The sequence below is a fragment of the Solwaraspora sp. WMMA2065 genome (assembly GCF_030345075.1).
GTDB lineage: Bacteria > Actinomycetota > Actinomycetes > Mycobacteriales > Micromonosporaceae > Micromonospora_E.
On record NZ_CP128361.1, the window covers coordinates 3,261,015 to 3,278,637 of the forward strand.

General features: G+C 72.9%; 10 protein-coding genes. 1 reads left to right on the top strand and 9 read right to left on the bottom strand.

The window, feature by feature from the left end:
* Positions 1-72: 72 nt before the first annotated feature.
* The gene (locus O7610_RS14680) at positions 73-3,162 is read left to right on the top strand and encodes an AfsR/SARP family transcriptional regulator (protein WP_289213503.1); all 3,090 of its coding nucleotides are present in this window, start codon (positions 73-75) and stop codon (positions 3,160-3,162) included.
* A gap of 101 nt (positions 3,163-3,263) precedes the next feature.
* Here the strand turns inward: O7610_RS14680 and O7610_RS14685 are convergent, their stop codons facing one another.
* From O7610_RS14685 to O7610_RS14725, 9 genes are all read right to left on the bottom strand, one after another.
* Positions 3,264-3,734 carry a peptidoglycan-binding domain-containing protein gene (locus O7610_RS14685; protein WP_289213504.1) on the bottom strand — a complete coding sequence of 157 codons (471 nt, stop codon included), beginning with the start codon at positions 3,732-3,734 and terminating at the stop codon, positions 3,264-3,266.
* Between the two features lie 33 nt (positions 3,735-3,767).
* Positions 3,768-4,358, bottom strand: coding sequence for a hypothetical protein (locus O7610_RS14690; RefSeq protein ID WP_289213505.1), 591 nt, complete (start codon positions 4,356-4,358; stop codon positions 3,768-3,770).
* 246 nt (positions 4,359-4,604) lie between these two features.
* The gene (locus O7610_RS14695) at positions 4,605-5,840 is read right to left on the bottom strand and encodes an arginase family protein (RefSeq protein ID WP_289213506.1); all 1,236 of its coding nucleotides are present in this window, start codon (positions 5,838-5,840) and stop codon (positions 4,605-4,607) included.
* A gap of 9 nt (positions 5,841-5,849) precedes the next feature.
* Positions 5,850-6,770, bottom strand: coding sequence for a tetratricopeptide repeat protein (locus tag O7610_RS14700; protein WP_278171101.1), 921 nt, complete (start codon positions 6,768-6,770; stop codon positions 5,850-5,852).
* 6 nt (positions 6,771-6,776) lie between these two features.
* Positions 6,777-9,869, bottom strand: a complete 3,093-nt coding sequence (locus tag O7610_RS14705) for an FtsX-like permease family protein (RefSeq protein ID WP_289213507.1) — start codon at positions 9,867-9,869, stop codon at positions 6,777-6,779.
* A complete protein-coding gene (locus O7610_RS14710; RefSeq protein WP_289213508.1) occupies positions 9,866-12,997 on the bottom strand; it encodes an ABC transporter permease in 3,132 nt (1,043 codons plus the stop codon). The genes O7610_RS14705 and O7610_RS14710 overlap by 4 nt, the downstream gene beginning before the upstream one ends.
* On the bottom strand, positions 12,997-13,872 hold the full coding sequence (locus tag O7610_RS14715; RefSeq protein WP_289213509.1) for an ABC transporter ATP-binding protein: 876 nt from the start codon (positions 13,870-13,872) through the stop codon (positions 12,997-12,999). The genes O7610_RS14710 and O7610_RS14715 overlap by 1 nt, the downstream gene beginning before the upstream one ends.
* 88 nt (positions 13,873-13,960) lie before the next feature.
* Complete coding sequence (gene icmA / locus O7610_RS14720) at positions 13,961-15,649, bottom strand: coenzyme B12-dependent isobutyryl-CoA mutase large subunit (RefSeq protein WP_289213510.1); 1,689 nt, start codon at positions 15,647-15,649, stop codon at positions 13,961-13,963.
* A 93-nt stretch (positions 15,650-15,742) separates the two neighbouring features.
* Positions 15,743-17,449: a proline--tRNA ligase gene (locus O7610_RS14725; protein ID WP_289213511.1), complete on the bottom strand. Its 1,707-nt coding sequence runs from the start codon at positions 17,447-17,449 to the stop codon at positions 15,743-15,745.
* Positions 17,450-17,623: the final 174 nt, after the last annotated feature.

Sequence of the window (17,623 nt, forward strand, 5' to 3'; positions counted from 1 at the left end):
ACACAACGGTCATCGCTACCTTTTGCCACGACGCCCCGACACACTCGGTACGGGTGATGAATGTGGATGTCCGTGGCTGAGGTCTGGTTCGGTGTACTGGGCCCGCTGGCGGCGCAAACCGGATCGCAGACGTTGGCCATCGCCGGGCCCAGACAGCGCAACGTGCTGGCGGTACTTCTGGTCAACGTCAACCATTCGGTTCCCGTCTCGGAACTGGCGGTCGCCGTCTGGGGAGACGCCGCTCCCGAGGCCGGCCGGCGCCAGATCCAGAACGCGGTCTCACAGATCCGTGCCACACTGGCCCGTTACGGACACGCAGGGCCGCAACGGAACGAGTTCGGCTACAGCCTCTGCGTCGCGCCCGAGAACCTGGACCTGCTCCAGTTCGAGCTGCTTGTCGCCAGGGGCCACGAGTTCGAAGCCGACGGTGATCTGGCCCGCGCTGCGGACAGCCTGCGCGCGGCCCTCGCACGGTGGCGTGGCCCGGCACTGGCGGACCTGGGCGGCGACCGGATCCGTGCCCTCGCCGCCCACCTCGACGAACGGCGGCTGGCCGTCGTCGAGACGTACGCGCGGCAGGCGCTGGCCAGCGGCCCGGCCGACCGGCTGGTTGACGACCTGGCCGGACTCGCGAAACGCCATCCGCTTCGTGAACGGCTGACCGCCGCGTACATGCATGCCCTCTACCGGGCGGGCCGGCAGGCCGACGCGCTGGCGGCGTACCGGCAGGCGGCGACCTCCCTCGGCGACGAGTTGGGGGTCGATCCCGGCCCGGAGCTCGCCGAGATGTTCCAGCGGGTCCTGCGTCACGATCCAGCGCTCGATCCGCCGCCCGCCGCCCGCACCGCGAACCGGCGGTCTGCGGCACGCGACGAGCCCTGGCCGTCCGGTGACGGGTACCCGTTCAGGGATCGCCGGAGCGGACCGGTTGTCGTACCGGCGCAGTTGCCGGCCGACGTCGCGGAGTTCACCGGTCGCCAGACCGAGCTTGACTGGCTGGATGGGCTCCTGGACGCCGGGTCAGCTGCCGATGCCGGGACGGCCGGGTCCACCGTCACGGTCGCCATGATCTGTGGCCTGGCAGGTGTCGGAAAAACCGCGCTCGCGGTGCGCTGGGCGCGCCGAGTCCTCCACCGGTTCCCGGACGGTCAACTCTTCGTCGACCTCCGTGGTGCCGACGAACACGACCCCCTGTCCCCGGCGGAGGCGCTGAGCGGATTCCTGACGGCGCTGGGTGTGCCCGGTGTCGAACATCCGGACGACCTCGCCGCGCGTGCAGCCCGGTTCCGCACCGCAGTCGCCGGCCGCCGGCTGCTCGTCGTGCTGGACAATGCCGCGACCGCCGAACAGGTACGGCCGCTGCTTCCAGGCACCGGATCGTGCATGGTGCTGATCACCAGCCGGGACACCGTCGCAGGGCTGGCCGCCGTGCAGGGCGCACGGCGGCTGACACTCGATCTGCTGCCGGAGCCGGATGCCGTCGACCTGCTGCGCCAACTGATCGGCGCGCCGGCGGTCGCCGAGCCCGAGGTCGCCGCCGGGCTGGCGATCCGCTGCGGGCGGCTCCCACTCGCGCTGCGGATCGCGGCCGAGCTGGTGGTCTCGCGTCCGGACACGGACCTCGCAGGGCTGGTGTCCGAATTATCCAGGTGGCAGGGCCGGCTCGACATTCTGGATATCGGTGACGATCCGCGGGCAGCGGTCGGCACCGTCTTCTCGTGGTCGGTCCGACACCTGCCCGAGCCAGCTGTCCGGGTGCTACGGCTGCTCAGCGTGCACCCCGGCCCGGACCTCGACGCGTACGCCGTCGCGGCGTTGGCCGGGACCGGACTCGACCCCGCCCGGCTGGCGATGGCCAGGCTCGTCCGAGCGCACCTCGTCCACCCGACCCGGCCCGGTCGGTTCGGGATCCATGACCTGGTACGCGCCTTCGCGGCCGGACTGAGCCGCGACACCGACACCGGGACCGACCGGCGGGCGGCCCGGCAGCGGCTCTTCGACCATTACCTGGGCACCGCGAGCACCGCCATGGACCGGCTGCATCCGGCCAACCGACCGTACCGACCCGATGTCGCGCCGCCGACCCCGCCGACGCCGGACCTCTCCGATCCTGCCGCCGCCGCCCGCTGGCTCGACGCCGAACTGGACAACCTGATCACGATCTCCACCTACGCCGCCGGCCACGGCTGGTCACGACACGCGGTGGCGCTGTCGGGGGTCCTGCACCGGTATCTCGTCAACGGCCAGTGGCCGGCTCACGCCCGCACCGTCCACACCAACGCGCTGCTGGCCGCGCGGCAGGTCGGTGACCCGGGCGGGCAGGCCCGGGCGCTGCTCGGTCTCGGCAGCGCACATTTCCACGCCGCCCGCTTCGGGCCGGCCGCCGCCCGGTTGAAGCAGGCCGCCGCACTGTTCCGGCACACCGCCGACCGCACCGGAGAGGCACGGATGTTGGGCACGCTCGGCTGTGTCGAAGCCCGACAGGGCCGGTACGGGTCGGCGATCGGCAGCCTGCGGCGTTCGGTGACGCTCCTGCGGGAGCTCGGCGACCGCAACGGGGAGGCCAACGGCCTGAACAATCTCAGCTGGGTGGAGCTGGACCTCGGGCGCCCCGAGCAGGCCGCCGGGTACAGCCGGCGGGCGCTCGGCCTGTACCGCGACATCGGCGACCCGGTCGGCGAACCACATGCCCTGCTCAGCCTGGGCAGGGCCGAGGCGATGCTCGGCCAGCCGCAGGCCGCTTCCGCTCGCTACGAGCAGGCCCGGCGACAGTTCCTCCGGCACGACGACCGGTTCGGGGCCGTCCTGGTCCGCCTCAGCCTCGGCATGTTGCAGAACCAGCTCGGCGAGTGGACCAACGCCGCAGAACTACTCACTGAAGCGTTGGCGCTGGCTGCCGGTGACCGGGCCAGGGAGGCGGAGGTGCTCAACGAACTCGGCATCGCCGCCCACGGCGCCGGCAGATGGGTCGACGCCGTCTCCCGTCACTCGACGGCTCTGGCGGTCGCCACCGATACCGGCGTGCCCCGGGAGTGTGCCCGGGCCCATGCCGGCCTGGGGCGGGCGTACCGGGGCAGCGGCGACCTCGACCGGGCACGACAGCATGCCGAGGAGGCGGGAGCCTGGTACGCGCGGCTTGTCCCCGCCGCTCTGCCAGAATGACGGGCCTCGACCAGCGGATACGAAGCAGGGCACGACCGGGCAGGCACCCGTCGATGCGTTCGACGGGTGCCGCTGGAACCGGCCGGTCAGGATCCCCGGGGCTAAGATCCAGGAACGACGGAGAAGCCGAAACACCCGAAGAACTGTTCTATCCCGTAGACGGGGAACATCATATTGTTCCTGGTGACCGGACCGTAGACCCCGTCCTTGGAGATTCCGGCCTCTGACTGGAGCCACCTGATGGCCGCCTCGGTTTTGGCACCGTAGATTCCATCAGTCGCCAGACCCGCGTTGTAACACTTGTTGAGTACCCACTGCAAACGAGTCACACCGTGGCCACTGCTACCCCGACCAAGGACACAGTTCGCGTTGTTCCCCGACGATACCGGGGCTGCCAGATTGCCGCCGGTCGACGTGTGCTGGAACGTGTGTTCCGTGTCGCACTGTGGATACGCGGCCGCCGCGCCGGTGGAGCCTCCGAAGACGAACACCGCCGTGGACATCAGGACCAATACGAGAGTGAAGGAGACAAGACCGTTCCCCCGCACCCCAACGAATACCGGTGATTTCATTGACATCTCCTTTCCGACAACTGGCTCCACCGTTCAGCGGTAAACGTCGACCTGATTGGCGATGACCCCGTTCGCCTTGTAGTCGGCCCGATGCGACGGGTAGTTGTTCTGGATGCAGATGGTGTAGCACAACTCGTAGTGCCCCTGGGCGTAGACCCGGTACGCGGAACTACTCGGATTCGAGATCCACTTGTTACCGGCGCCCCGCCAGTTCCAACCCATACCGACTCCGACATTGGCGCTGGTGTTCTCGGTGACGTCCACCTTCGCGGACCCGTTGAAGCACCACCGCACGCGGTGCTGCCACGTGTGCTGAGTGACGCCCAACGACTTGGACGTCAAATTGCGCCGATGGATCCAGCACTCCGTCGCGGCCACGCCGAAAGTCGGCGCCTCCTCGACTGACTCGGTGACGACGATCAGCATCGGGGTGCGGCCGGCGGCGGCCGATCCTGTCTCGACGTACACGGTCTCGGTGAAGGTACGGGTCTGGCCGACCCGCAGTTGCGAGGAATCGGCCACCGGCCCGGGCGCCGCGGCAGCGGCCGGGGCGGCCGCTGCCACCCCGGTCATGGACAGGGCCGCAGCCAGCACACCCATCGCCAGTCTCTGTACTACTCTCACGGATCCTCCCGATGCTCGTCAGTGGCACGGCCGGCGGACCGGATCGGATCAGGTCGGATCGGATCGGATCAGGTCCGTACGGCCCGCTGGACCGGGCTTGCCGGTCGCGGAGAGTCTGACACCCACTGTCCTCGATCCGTCCCGCAAGTTTCATCGGGAAGACGCTTCGGGCAACCGCAGGGCCGTGGTCGGGCTGGACGGCGTCGCAACGGGCCGCGTTAGCTCATCGATTCGAACGCGCGCACGCTAGTCGACTTCGACGGACGGTGGCGGTCCCACCAGCGGCACGTTGCCGGCCTGCACCGGTCCGTCCTCCGAACCGGACGGTGCCGCGCCCTCCTCAGGGAGGGGCGCGTTGGTGGCGGGAGTGGCCGGGGCGGTGCCGACCGCACCCGGCCGCGGTCCGTCGGCGACACCGACGGGCGGTACGGCGCGCCGCAGCCGCCCCGGCTTGGCCGGCGCGGGGACCGGCGCGGCGCCTCCCGCCGCTGGGACGTCCTCCGCCACTGGGGCGTCCCGCGCCACCGGGGGCGCATCCGCCACCGAACTCGCCGGTCCGGCCGACTCCCGACCGGCGTGCACCGGCCGCAGGCCGGCCACCAGGGTCGAGACGATGTCGGCCGCGTAGCTGCTGTCCGGGTCGTAGTCAGGGTCGAAGACGGTCAACTCGACGCCGAGGCAGTGCGGGGTGTCGACCAGGTCCGCGAGCAGCAGCTCCAGCTCGGCGAAGGCGATGCCGCCCGGATCCGGCGCGTCGACCGCCGGCATCACCGCCGGGTCGAGCACGTCCACATCGACATGCACCCAGTAGCCGGCACAGTCGGCCAGCTGGTCGCGGGCCCACTGGGCGCTACGCGCCGCCCCCTCCGCACGCAGCTCCGGCACCGGTCGGGTGACGATCCCGGCCGCCTGGAGATCCAGCCGGTACTCGTCCTGGGCCCGGATGCCGAGCACCACGACGTCGATGTCCCGGAAGTACGGCCGGCGGCCCTCGATCCCCGCCAGATCCGGCTGGCCCCGGCCGGTGACCAGGGCCAGCCCTTCGCCGGCCGCCGCACCGACGTAGGAGGCGTTGCCGGGATGCCGGAAGTCGGAGTGCCCGTCAACGTAGACCAGGCCGATCCGCCCGCCGACCGCCTCGCCGAGCCGGTGCATGGCGAGCGCCCCGCCGAGCAGGATCGAGCAGTCGCCGCCCAGCACCACCGGGAACTCCCCGGCGTCGATGACGGCACCGATCCGCCCGGCGAGGGCGATCGTGTACGCCGAGATCGACCCGGCGTGGCAGACCCCGTCGCCGGGTCGCCAGTCCGCCGGGTCGTACCGGGGCGGGGTCAGACACCCGGCGTCGCGGGCGCCGAGGCGACCCACCAGCTGATGGTCCCGAAGTGCGCCGGGCGCTTTCGCGCAGCCAGGCACCGACGTCCCGGTCGGCGGTCGCAGACCGAGGTTCGACGGTGCGTCCAGTACGGCGATCCGGCGCATCGGCGGGGCTCAGAACAGTGCGCTGGCCAGTGCCCGGCGGGCCCTGGTCACCGCCGGGTCGTCCGGACCGGCCATGGTGAACAGCGACACCAGGTGTTTGCGGACGGTCTCCCGGTCGTCGCCGGCGCTGCGCCGGACCAGGTCGATCAACCGCTGGTACGCCTGCTCCGCCTGACCGCCGAGCACCTCCACGTCGGCGGCGAGCAGTTGAGCCGGAACGTCGTCCGGTGCCGACGCCGCCGCGTCGAGCGCGGCCGCCGGCTGCACCCCCTGCACCCGGCGGGCCAGGGCGACCTGGGCCAGCCCGGCCTCGGCGGCGGTGTCCGCCGGCGCCTCGTTGAGGATCTTCCGGTAAGCCTGCTCCGCAGCGTCCAGGTCGCCCATCATCAGCGCCTCGTCGGCGGCGTTGAGCAGCGGATTCTCCGGCTCCTCGACGGTGACGCCGCCAGCTTTGAGCACGGCGCCGATCCACTGCCGCAGCTGGGCCTCCGGCACCACACCGGCGAACGCGTCGACCGGCTGGCCGCCGACGACGGCGTACACCATGGGGATGCTCTGCACCCGGAACATCTGCGCCAGGCGCTGGTTGCTGTCAACGTCGATCTTGGCCAGCGTCCAGGCGCCACCGCCCTCGGCCGCGAGCCGCTCCAGCAGCGGCGACAGTTGCTTGCAGGGCTCGCACCACTCGGCCCAGAAGTCGATGACCACCGGTGTGGTCATCGAACGTTCCAGAACCTCGGTCTGGAAGGTCGCCTCGGTGACGTCGATGACGGCACCGGCTGCCGCCGGTGCGCCGGCCGCCGGGCCGCCACCGGCCCGGGTCGGGGTCCCGTCCGGCCGGTTCCCGCCGGCCGGCGCTGCGCTGCGCAGCGAGCTGAGGTCTACCGCGCCGCGAGTGAAAATCGACGGGGTGGTACGTGGGTCGCTCATGGTTACCTAGTCTCGCACGCGCAGGGCGCGTCCCAACGCCAGCGCCACCGCCCCGAACAGCAGCATGACGCCGATCACGGGGAGCAGCACGGCGACCGGCCAGGGCCAGCGGACCGGGGCCAGCGGGACCGCCTCCTCGACGGTGACCGGCAGGTAGCTTCCGCTCAGCCACCAGGCGAGCAGCGCACCGCCGAGCCCGGTCACCGTGGCCAGCAGCACTGCGGGCAGCCCGCTCCAGCGCAGCGAACCGGCCGCCGACCGGGACGGCAGTCCCTGGGTCCGCAGCGCTGTCAGGTCCTCGGCGCGGCGCCGCCGTTCGACCATGGCGAGTAGCACCATCCCGGAGCCGGCGAGGATCACCGCCAGGGCGGCGGCGAGCAGGTGGAACCAGATCGCCAGGGCCGGTGCCTGCCGGTCCAACCCGGCCCGGAGCTGCTCCGGGGTGAACTCGCCGGTGACGGTAAGCCCGGCCGCGTCCAACTGCTCGGCGATGTCGGCCGGTGCCCGGGGACCGAGCCAGACCTGGGCCGTTTCAAGTCCGGTCTTCTCCGGCACCGCCCGTACGGCGTACTCCATGTCGACCAGGAAGCCGCGGTCGCCCAGCGCCGGCAGCGCCGGGACCGGGTCGACCTCGGACGTCAGCTGCGCACCGGTGGGCAGCAGCGCCGTGGTCGGGTTCAGCCCGGGCGGCCGGTCGTCGGCCAGGGCGGTCACCGCTGGCAACGGGTACGGCGTGTCGGCCGGCAGCGCCCACGGGTCGGGGGCGGCCCCGCCGGCGAGCAGTCGCAGCCCGCCCGAACCGGCCCCGGCCGGGTCACCGGACGGATCGCGCCAGCGCCGCCCGTCGGTGAGTTCCGCCGGGCCGAGCAACCGCTTCCCGTCGACGGAGAGGCCGGTGAGGGTCACCTCGCGGGCCTGCGAACCGGCCGCGCTGTCGGGGTCGGCCGCGCGGCCGATGCCCGGTTCGACCCGGGCGGACAGCCCGGCGAGCTGGCATCCGGCGGCACAGTCGACCGGGATCCGGTAGGTGTGCCGCCCCGGCCGGGCCGGCGTCGCTTCGGCCACCGCACGCCCCGACGCCGCACGCAGATGAACGGTGAACCACACGTCGTCGGCCGGTCCGGTCTCCTGCGGATCCGATGGTGGGCCGGTCTGCTCCGGATCCGCCGGCTCACCGGTCTGCCGCAGATCGGCGACGGCGACGACCAGGTCCACCGAGATCATCGTCCCGTCGACGGCGATCGGTTCGATGGCCTGCCGTCGTAGCGTCGCGGCGACATCCGCAGGGCCCGCCGGACCGAACTCGGGTCGCCAGCGGGCGGTGGCGGCCAGCGCCGACGTGTCGGCGAGCAGCACCGGAACGTCGGCGTCGGTGCTGGCGAACCCGACCGCCATCGCGTACTCGCCGCTCGGATCGACGGTGCGCACGGCGGTCAGCAGCGTCCCGGCGTCGACCGGCAGCAGGGTCAGCACCCGGTCCGCCCCGGCCTGCACCTCGGCCAGCGCCGCCCGCGACTGTCGGGCCACGTCGAACGCGCTGGCCGCGTACCCGGTCAGCACCACGGTGACGGTGAGCAACGTGAACAGCCGTTGGCTGGCCGGCTGCCGGGCCAGGTGCAGCAGCCCCAGCGCCGGGCCGAGCCGGCCCCGGCGCAGTGCGACGGCACCGAGCCGGCCAGTCAGCGGTGCCACCAACCGCGCCGCCAGCAGCGCCACGGTGACCCCGATCAACGCCGGCACCAGCAGCGACAGACCGACCAACTCGCTGTCGAACAGCCGCAGCTGCACCACGGCGACCACGGTCAGGGCCACCATCACCGTCTCCGCCAGCAGCGACGCCCACCGCCGGGACCGGGCCGGCACCCGGCGCAGCAGGTCGACGACCGGGCTGGCCAGTTCCCGGCGCTGGGCGGCCAGTACGGCGAGCAGCGCACCGACGAACGCGGCGCACCCGGCCAGCACAGCCGCCCCTGAGGAGACCGGAGCGAACCGGCCCTCCTCCAGTCGCAGGCCGGCGAGCAGCCCGACGGCAACCGAGCCGAGCAGGTAGCCGACCGGCGCGCCGAGGGTGATCGCGACCGCCGGCTCACCGGCGGCCAGCGTCCACCGGGTCCGCCGGGGCGTTCCGCGCAACGCGATCAGGCCCAGCTCGGTACGGCGGGCCACGGTGCCGGCGGCGACCGCGACGAAGACGACGAACAGGCAGAGGACCACCAGCGGGACGGCCGCGACCGGCACCACCTGCCGGGTCAACGCCTGTGCCGCCGAGATCCGCTCCAGCAGCGGGCCGACGTCGTCGGACAGGTTGACGTACCCGCCGCCGTCGGCGCGAACCTGCTCCTCGAGGCTGTCCAGCCGCTCACCGAGCGCCGTCAGCCGGTCCGGTCCCAACGCGGCGGACTCGGCCAGCGCGTCGACGCCCCGGTAGTCGCTACGCCGGTCGATGGCGTCGACGGCGTGCCGACCGGTGAAGACCGGTTCGCGGTAGGCGTCCGGCGCGCCGGGCACGAAGTACGGTGTCCGGCCCCAGTAGAGCGCATCCGGGTCCACCGGCTGGTAGACCCCGACGACGGTGATCCCGGCCGGTACCCCGCCCGGACGGTAGATGCGCTGCACCGGGTCGTAGTCGGCCCACGTGACGGTGACCGGTGTGCCGGGGGCCAGGTCGAGGCGTCGTGCCGTGTCCGCCCCGACCACGACCTCGTACGGCGACATCAGACACCGCCCGGCGACCATCCGCAGGTTGGCGCAGACGTCCTCGCGGAAGACCAGGTAGGAGATGTCGGTGCCGGCGGGTTCCAGCCCGAGCACCGGCATCTGCACTGTGTAGACGGTGCGGAAGCCGGGCAGGTCGAGCACGGCACCGGTGACGGCCCGGAAGCCGTCCTCCTCGCCGGGTGCCACGTCGGGGATGGACAGGGTGACCGTGCGGTCGGCGCGGTCGGCGGCGGCGATCTCCGCCGCTACGACGGCCCGGTCGGCGGCGGCCAGGTACGCCGGGCCGGTCACCGCGGCGGCGGTGGCGAACGCGCTCAACAGGAAGACGACCAGCGCCTGCCCGCGCCGGGCGGCGACCATGGACAGCAGCAGGGAGATCATCCGACGCCTCCGGGCCCGGCCGCCGGTGGGTTCGGCCCGGCCGGCGGGGCGACCCGGGAGTCGACGGCCCGGACCAGCCGGGCACCGGCGAACGCCGCGGCCGCGCCGAGCACCGCGGCCGCGACGAGCGTGCTCACCAGCAACGGGACAGCCTGTGGACCGATCCGCAGCGGCAGTACGGCCCAGTTGTCGACGAAGATCGGCATCGTCTGCCGGATCGGCAGCTGGGCGAGCACGGTGGCCATCAGGCCCACCACCACCGCGATTCCCACGGTGACGGCGTATCCGCCGTAGGCGATCCGGGTGACGGCGCGGGCCGGGAGCCCCTGGGCCCGCAGGGCGGCCATCTCGGCGGCCCGGTCGTCGCGTTCCACCGCCGCGACCACCGCCAGCGCCCCGGCGGCCAGCAGCAGCCCGATCAGTCCGGCGGCCAGCTGGAACCGCAGCGCCGACGGCGGACCCTGGCGGCCGAGCTGCTCGATCACCTCGGTCCGGGAACCGGTGTCGATGATGGTCAGCCCTTCGGCGGTGAGCCGGTCGGCCAGTTCCGCCGGCGCGTCGGGAGCGAGCCAGACCTGCGGCACGTCGCCGGTGCCGGCCCCGTCGGCCAACCGGTCGGCCCGCTCCAGGTCGACCAGGTAGCCGCGCAGCCGGGCCTGCGGCAGCGCGTCGGCCACCGTCACGTACCGCACCGGCAGATCCGCACCACCGAACACGGCGAGCCGTGGCTCGCCGGCAACGTCCGGGGCGAGCTCCGGTCCGGAGCGGACCACCGGCACCGGCACCGGCGCGTCGATCGGATGGATCCGGGTGGACCGCTGCCGGTCCGCCCGGCCGGGTGGCGGCGGGGTGGTGACGGTCGCGCCGTCCGGCCCGGTGGTCAGCCGGGGGCCGATGGCACCACCGGCGACCGCGCCACGCCAGTTCCCGATATCGCCGAGATACGCCGCGTCCAGCCGGGGTGTGGTGGCCCCGGCCAGATCGTGCAGGGTGATCGTGAGATCGGGCCCGGCCGGCACCGGTACGCCGTTCCGGGCTGGTTGGACTAGTTCGAGTGACGCCAGCCGGCAGCCGTCCGGGCCGCAGCCGGTCACCGTGGCGGGATGCTCGGCACGATCGGTGCCGAGCAGGTCGAACACCACCTGCACCGGGTCTCCAGCCGGGTCGACCAGGTGCGCCACGACGCTGACCGGCACCTCGTCCGGTCCGGTGGCGGTCAGAACCAGCGGACCGTCGCCGACCCGAACCTCGGTGGCCGGCGGGGTGAGCGCGGCGGCGACCTCGGCGGCGACCGGGCCGTAGCCGGGGTGCCAGGTGGCGACCTGGGCGAACCGGGAGGCGTCGACGGCGAGCACGTACTGGGCCGATCCGGGATTGTTGCCGACCACCGCCATCGCGTACCGGCCGGACGGGTCGGCGGCGCGGACCGCGGCCAGCAGGTGGGCCCGGCTGCGGGCCTGCACGGTGAGCACCTGGTCGGCGCCGGTGGCGTGGGTGGCGCGGACGGCCCGCGCGGAGACCGATTCGGTCCAGCTGCCGATCGCGGTGCCGAGCAACGCCACCCCGACGGTGAGCAGGGCGACCAACCGCGCGGTCCCCGGCCGGCGGGCCAGGTGCAGCGCGGCCAGCGCGGCGGGCAGCCGACCGGCGCGCAGCAGGACCGCGGCGGCCCGCCCGGCCACCGGGGTGGCCGCCCGGCCGGCGATCAGCGCGATCGCCAGGGCCAGCAACGCCGGAGCGAGCAGCACCAGAGCACCGGCCTCGTCCGGCTCGGCCCCGCCGACGGACGCCTGGTAGAGCCCGGCCCCGGCGACGGCCACCGCGATCAGGTCGACGACGTCGGCCCGCCAGCCGCGCTGCCGGGCCGGCACATGCCGGAGCAGGTCCACCACTCCGGCCCGGGCATTGCGCAGGTCGGCGGCGATCGCGGCGACCAGCGCACCGGCGACGGCGGTGCCGGTCGCGGCGAGGGCGAGCCGGGTGGCGGAGCCAACCTGCTCCGGGTCCGGGCCGGCACCGGCGAGCAGCCGTGCGACCACCAGGCCGGCGGCGGTACCGACCAGCGCGCCGACAATCATCGGCAGCCCGCTCTGGCCCACGGTGAGCAGCCACACCCGCCATCGGGCACCGCCGCGCAGTTTGACCAGTCCCAGGTCACGGCGGCGGTGTTCGGCGGTGTGCCGGACGGCGAAGAACAGGGCGAACCAGGACAGCAGCAGCAGTTGCCCGGCGGCGACGGCGACACCGAGCTCGACCAGTTGGCGGTGGCGGGCGATCTGGTCCACCAGGATCGCCGCGTCGGTGCGGACCTGCCAACGGCCGACGACGCCACCACCGTCGGAGCGGCGGACCTCGGTGGCCAGGTCGACTCCGGCGAGGTAGGCGGCGGCCGGCAGCACCAGGTGGTGGGCGGCGAACAGGTTGTCCACCGGTACGGCGGCCAGCGTGCCGGCGGTGGCGAAGACCGGGTCACCGCTGTCGGCGTCGGTACCGCCGCTGCCGAGGTCGTCGAACGCCCAGTACGGATCCCCGGGATCAGTCACCTGGTAGGTCCCGGTGACGGTGAGAACCACCGGCGCGCTGCGCGTCGCCTGATGGGTGACCTGGTCACCGGCCCCGACGCCGAGCCGTTCGGCGCTGCGGGCGCTGAGCAACGCCTCGCCGGGGCGCAGCGGGCAGGTGCCGGTGACGGTCAGGTGTTCGCAGACCTGCTCCCGGTGCGTCAGGTTGGCGGCCAGCTCGGCCTGGCCGCTGGCGACGGGCCCGGTGCTCCACACCGAACTGCTCGCCGTCGCACCCGGGTAGCCGATCATCTCGGCGCCGGCGTGCCGGGCCCGGTCGACCAGGTCGGCGCCGGTGGCGTCGAGCTCGGAGCGGTCCCCGGCGGCTGGGTCGACCTGCTGGTCGGCAGCGACTTCGGCGGCGGTGCTGGCGACCCGGCCGGTGGCGCGGGCGGCCAGCAGGTTGGGGCCGGCCGCGTCGACCGCGGCATCGGCGACGGTACGGGTGGTCGCCGCCGCGTACCAGGGGGCGGCAGTGGTGGCGGTGACCGCGAGTGCGGTGAGCACCAACAGGGCGACGGCCTGGCCGGCCCGGGCCCGGACCGCGCCAACGAGCAGGGCGAACATCAGACTCCTGTGCTGTTGACGCCGTCGGGCAGCAGACCGGGCGGGGCGGCCCCGCCCACGACCAGGGTTACCGCGCCGTCGGCCTGGGCCACCCGCAGCAGGGTGCCGGGTGGAAAGTCGCCGAGCACCTCGGGCGGCAGCTGCACCGTACCGTCGCCGGCCACCACCGCGAAGTCCTCACCGTCGCGGCCCTCGGCGCCGACCCGGCCGTCCCGTATGGTCACCGCCCGACCGAGCCGGGCACCAACCTGCGCGTCGTGGGTCACCACCACGATCGTGGTCTTCCGTTCCCGGTTGATCGTCTCCAGCGCGTCGAGCACTTCGTCGCGGCCCCGGGTGTCGAGTTGACTGGTCGGCTCGTCGACCAGCAGCAGGCCGGGCGAAGCGGCGACACCGACGGCTAGCGCGGCCCGCTGCCGGGCGCCCGGCGTCAGCTCGGCGAGCCGGTCGCTGCCGCGGCCGGGCAACCCGACCAGGTCGAGGATGCGGTCCGGGTCGTCCAGGTCGATGCCGGCGGTGGCGGCGGCCCGCCGCTGGGCCAGCCAGACGTTGCGGCGCAACGTCGCGTACGGCAGCAGGTTGCGGGCGGCACCCTGCAGCACCACGCCGATCTGGGTGCCCCGCAACCGGGCGACCTCCCGGTCGGAGAGCTTGCCCAGGTCGTAGCTGCCGACGCTGACCCGGCCGGCGGACGGGCGCATCAGCCCGGCGAGCAGCGCCACCAGAGTCGACTTGCCGGAGCCGGACGGCCCCACCAGGGCGAGCATCTCCCCGGGGTTGATCCGCAGGTCGACGCCGGAGAGCGCGACCACGTCACCGGCCTCGCCCCGGTAGATCTGCACCACCCGTCGGCAGCTCACCGCAAGTCCCGTCACGGCGTATTGCCTACCATGTATCCGCCGGAACCGCTGCCCCCGATTGGTGGCCGGCACCGGGCCCCCAGGTCAGGAGCGCGGGGTCGGATCAGAACCGGGCCGGCTCGCGGTAGATGCCCCACTCGACGCGCAGCGCGTCGCAGATCTCGCCGAGGGTCGCCTCGGCGCGGACCGCGTCGAGCATCGGGGGCACCATGTTGTCGCCGCCCCGGGCTGCGGTGACCAGGTCGTCGAGGCGGCGGCGGACCAGCGGGTCGTCCCGGTCGGCCTTGCGGGCGGCGAGCAGCCGGCGCTGCTCGGTCTCCACCTCGTGGGAGATCCGCAGGATCTCCAGCTCCTTGGCTACCGTGCCGGTGTGGCAGTTGACACCGACAATCTTCTTCCGCCCGTCCTCGACCGCCTGCTGGTACGCGAACGCCGCCTCGGCGATCTGCCCGGTGAACCAGCCGTCCTCAATGCCGCGCAGGATGCCGGAGGTCATCGGCCCGATCGGGTGCGGGCCGTCGCCGCCGAGCTGGCGGATGCGGGCGAAGATCTCCTCTGCCTCGGCCTCGATCCGGTCGGTGAGCGCTTCGACGTACCAGGCGCCGCCGAGCGGGTCGGCGACGTTGGCCACCCCGGTTTCGTCCATCAGCACCTGCTGGGTACGCAGCGCGATCTCAGCCGAGGAGTCGGTGGGCAGTGCAAGGGTCTCGTCGAGGGCGTTGGTGTGCAGCGAGTTGGTGCCGCCGAGCACGGCGGCGAGCGCTTCGACCGCCGTACGTACCACGTTGTTGACCGGTTGCTGCGCGGTCAGTGACACCCCGGCGGTCTGGGTGTGGAACCGCAGCCAGAGGGCGCGTTCATCGGTGGCACCGTACTCGTCACGCAGCCAGCGGGCCCAGATCCGTCGGGCGGCGCGGAACTTGGCGATCTCCTCGAAGAAGTCGACGTGCGCGTCGAAGAAGAAACTCAGCCCGGGGGCGAACCGGTTGACGTCCAGCCCGCGGGAGAGCCCCAGCTCGACGTAGCCGAAGCCGTCGGCGAGGGTGTACGCCAGCTCCTGCGCGGCAGTGGAGCCGGCCTCCCGGATGTGGTAGCCGGAGACCGACAGCGGCTTGTAGCGCGGGATCCGCTGCGCGCAGAACTCCATCAGGTCGCCGATCAGCCGTAGGTGCGGCTCGGGGCCGAACAGCCACTCCTTCTGGGCGATGTACTCCTTGAAGATGTCGGTCTGCAGGGTGCCATCCAGGGTGGCCAGGTCGGCACCCTGCCGTTCGGCGGCGACCAGGTACATGCAGAACACCGGCACCGCCGGTCCGGAGATGGTCATCGAGGTGGTGACCGCCGCCAGGTCGATGCCGTCGAAGAGCACGTCCATGTCGGCGGCGGAGTCGATCGCCACCCCGCAGTGCCCGACCTCGCCGAGGGACTGCGGGTCGTCGGAGTCGCGGCCCATCAGCGTCGGCATGTCGAACGCCACCGACAGTCCGCCGCCGCCGGCGCCGAGGATCATCTTGTAGCGCTCGTTGGTCTGCCGGGCGTTGCCGAAGCCGGCGAACTGCCGGATGGTCCAGGTCCGCCCCCGGTAGCCGGTCGGATACAACCCCCGGGTGTACGGGTACTCGCCCGGCCAGCCGATCCGTTCGAAGCCGGGATGGTCGGCGCCGTCCGGCGGGCCGTAGACCGGGTCGACCGTCGTACCGGACAGGGTGGTGAAGTCCGCGTCCCGTTTCTTGGCAGCGTCGTAGCGGGCCTGCCAGCGGGCGCGACCGGCGGCGATCTGTTCGGCGTCCATTGAAGGGCCTCCTCGGGTCCGGGCGGATCCGAGTCTAGAGCCCGCACTGAACGATCGCTAAGCCCGCTGTGTGGGACCGGCGACGGAAGCCGCTCAGCCCGCCCGCCGTAGCCACTCCCGGACATGGTCGGCAACCCCGTCCACCGGCACCCGGATCGTCTCCCCGGTGGCCCGGTCGGTCACCTCGACCAGACCTTCAGCAAGCGACCGCTTGCCGACGGTGATCCGCATTGGGATACCGGTCAGCTCCACGTCCCGGAACTTCACCCCGGCCCGTTCGGACCGGTCGTCGATCACCACGTCCACCCGCTCGGCGAGCAGCCGCTGGTAGATCCGCTCGCCGGTCTCGGCGACCGGCCGGTCGTCGACCTGGGCGACGACCACCGCCACCGAGAACGGGGCGACCGCCACCGGCCAGACGATTCCCTTGGCGTCGTGGTGGCTTTCAACGATCGCCGCCATCGCCCGTTCCACCCCGATCCCGTAACTGCCCATCACCACCGGAATCCGGTCGCCGGCCGGGTCGAGCACCGCCGCGTCCAATGCCTCGCTGTAGCGCTGCCCGAGCTTGAAGATGTGCCCGACCTCGATCGCCCGGCGTACCCGCAGCGGCTCCCCGCACGTCACGCACGGCTGACCGGCGGCCACCTCGCGCAGGTCGGCCCAGCTGCCGACGGAGACGTCCCGGCCGACGTCGACGCCACGCAGATGGACGCCGTCGACGTTGGCGCCGGTGAACATGTCCCGCCGGCCGCGCAGCGCCTCGTCGGCGATCACCGGCACCCCGGTCACCCCGACCGCGCCCAGGCTGCCCGGGGCCGCCCCCAACGCCGCCCGGATCTCGTCGGCGGCTGCCGCCCGCAGCTGCACCGCACCGGTGGCGTCGGCCAGCTTCTGCTCGTTGAGCGGATGGTCGCCGCGCAGCAGCACCAGGGTCAGCTCGCCGTCGAGCACGTACACCAGGGTCTTGATCTGCCGGTCGGCCGGCGCGGCGAAGCGCACCGCGAGGTCGTCGATGGTCCGTACGCCCGGGGTGTCGAACGGCTGCGGGGCGGCGGACCCGGCGGCGTCCGTCCATGGATCGAGCCGCGACGTCGCCTTCTCCAGGTTCGCGGCGTAGCCGCAGGCCGGGCAGTCGACCACCTGGTCCTCGCCGGTCGGTGCCGGGCACATGAACTCGACCGACGCCGACCCGCCCATGGCACCGCTGGACGCCTGCACGGCAACCGCCGGGACGCCCAGCCGGTCGAAGATCCGCCGGTACGCGTCGTGGTGCAGGTCGAAGGACCGGTCCAGCCCGGCCCGGTCCAGGTCGAAGCTGTACGAGTCCTTCATGGTGAACTCGCGGGTGCGCAGCAGCCCGGCCTTGGGCCGCGGCTCGTCCCGGAACTTGGTCTGGAACTGGTACCACAGCTGCGGCAGCTCCCGGTAGGAGTTCAGCTCCCGGGCGAGGATCGTGAAGACCTCTTCGTGGGTCATGCCCAACGCCAGGTCGGCGCCCCTGCGGTCGCGCAGCCGGAACATCTCCTCACCCATCGAATCCCACCGACCGGTCCGGCGCCAGATCTCCGCCGGATGCAACGCGGGCAGGCTGAACTCCTGCGCCCCGATCCGCGTCATCTCGTCGCGGATCACCTCGATGACCTTCGCCCGTACCCGCACCGCCAGCGGCAGCAGCGAGTAGTGGCCGGCCATCAACTGCCGCAGGTAGCCGGCCCGCAGCAGCAGCCGGTGGCTCGGTGCGTCGGCCTCCGCCGGGTCCGCACGCAACGTAGGAATGTGTAGTCGGGACCAGCGCATGAACGGCCTTCCTCACTTCCGGCGGCGGCGCGGCACTCAGCAACGACACAGGGTAAACCGGGTCGGGTCCCAGGTAGCGCGGTGCTGGTCGATGAAGTCCCCGACGACAACGTCTCCTACCGGGCGTACCGGTGCGCCCGGCCCGGTCGTCCTGACCGGCATATGCTCGACGGC

What these genes read in the sequence shown, in the direction of transcription:
- O7610_RS14685 (WP_289213504.1), bottom strand. Translation starts at nt 3,734, where the DNA reads ATGAAATCACCGGTATTCGTTGGGGTGCGGGGGAACGGTCTTGTCTCC.
- O7610_RS14695 (WP_289213506.1), bottom strand. Translation starts at nt 5,840, where the DNA reads ATGCGCCGGATCGCCGTACTGGACGCACCGTCGAACCTCGGTCTGCGA.
- O7610_RS14700 (WP_278171101.1), bottom strand. Translation starts at nt 6,770, where the DNA reads ATGAGCGACCCACGTACCACCCCGTCGATTTTCACTCGCGGCGCGGTA.
- O7610_RS14705 (WP_289213507.1), bottom strand. Translation starts at nt 9,869, where the DNA reads ATGATCTCCCTGCTGCTGTCCATGGTCGCCGCCCGGCGCGGGCAGGCG.
- O7610_RS14710 (WP_289213508.1), bottom strand. Translation starts at nt 12,997, where the DNA reads ATGTTCGCCCTGCTCGTTGGCGCGGTCCGGGCCCGGGCCGGCCAGGCC.
- icmA (WP_289213510.1), bottom strand. Translation starts at nt 15,649, where the DNA reads ATGGACGCCGAACAGATCGCCGCCGGTCGCGCCCGCTGGCAGGCCCGC.
- O7610_RS14725 (WP_289213511.1), bottom strand. Translation starts at nt 17,449, where the DNA reads ATGCGCTGGTCCCGACTACACATTCCTACGTTGCGTGCGGACCCGGCG.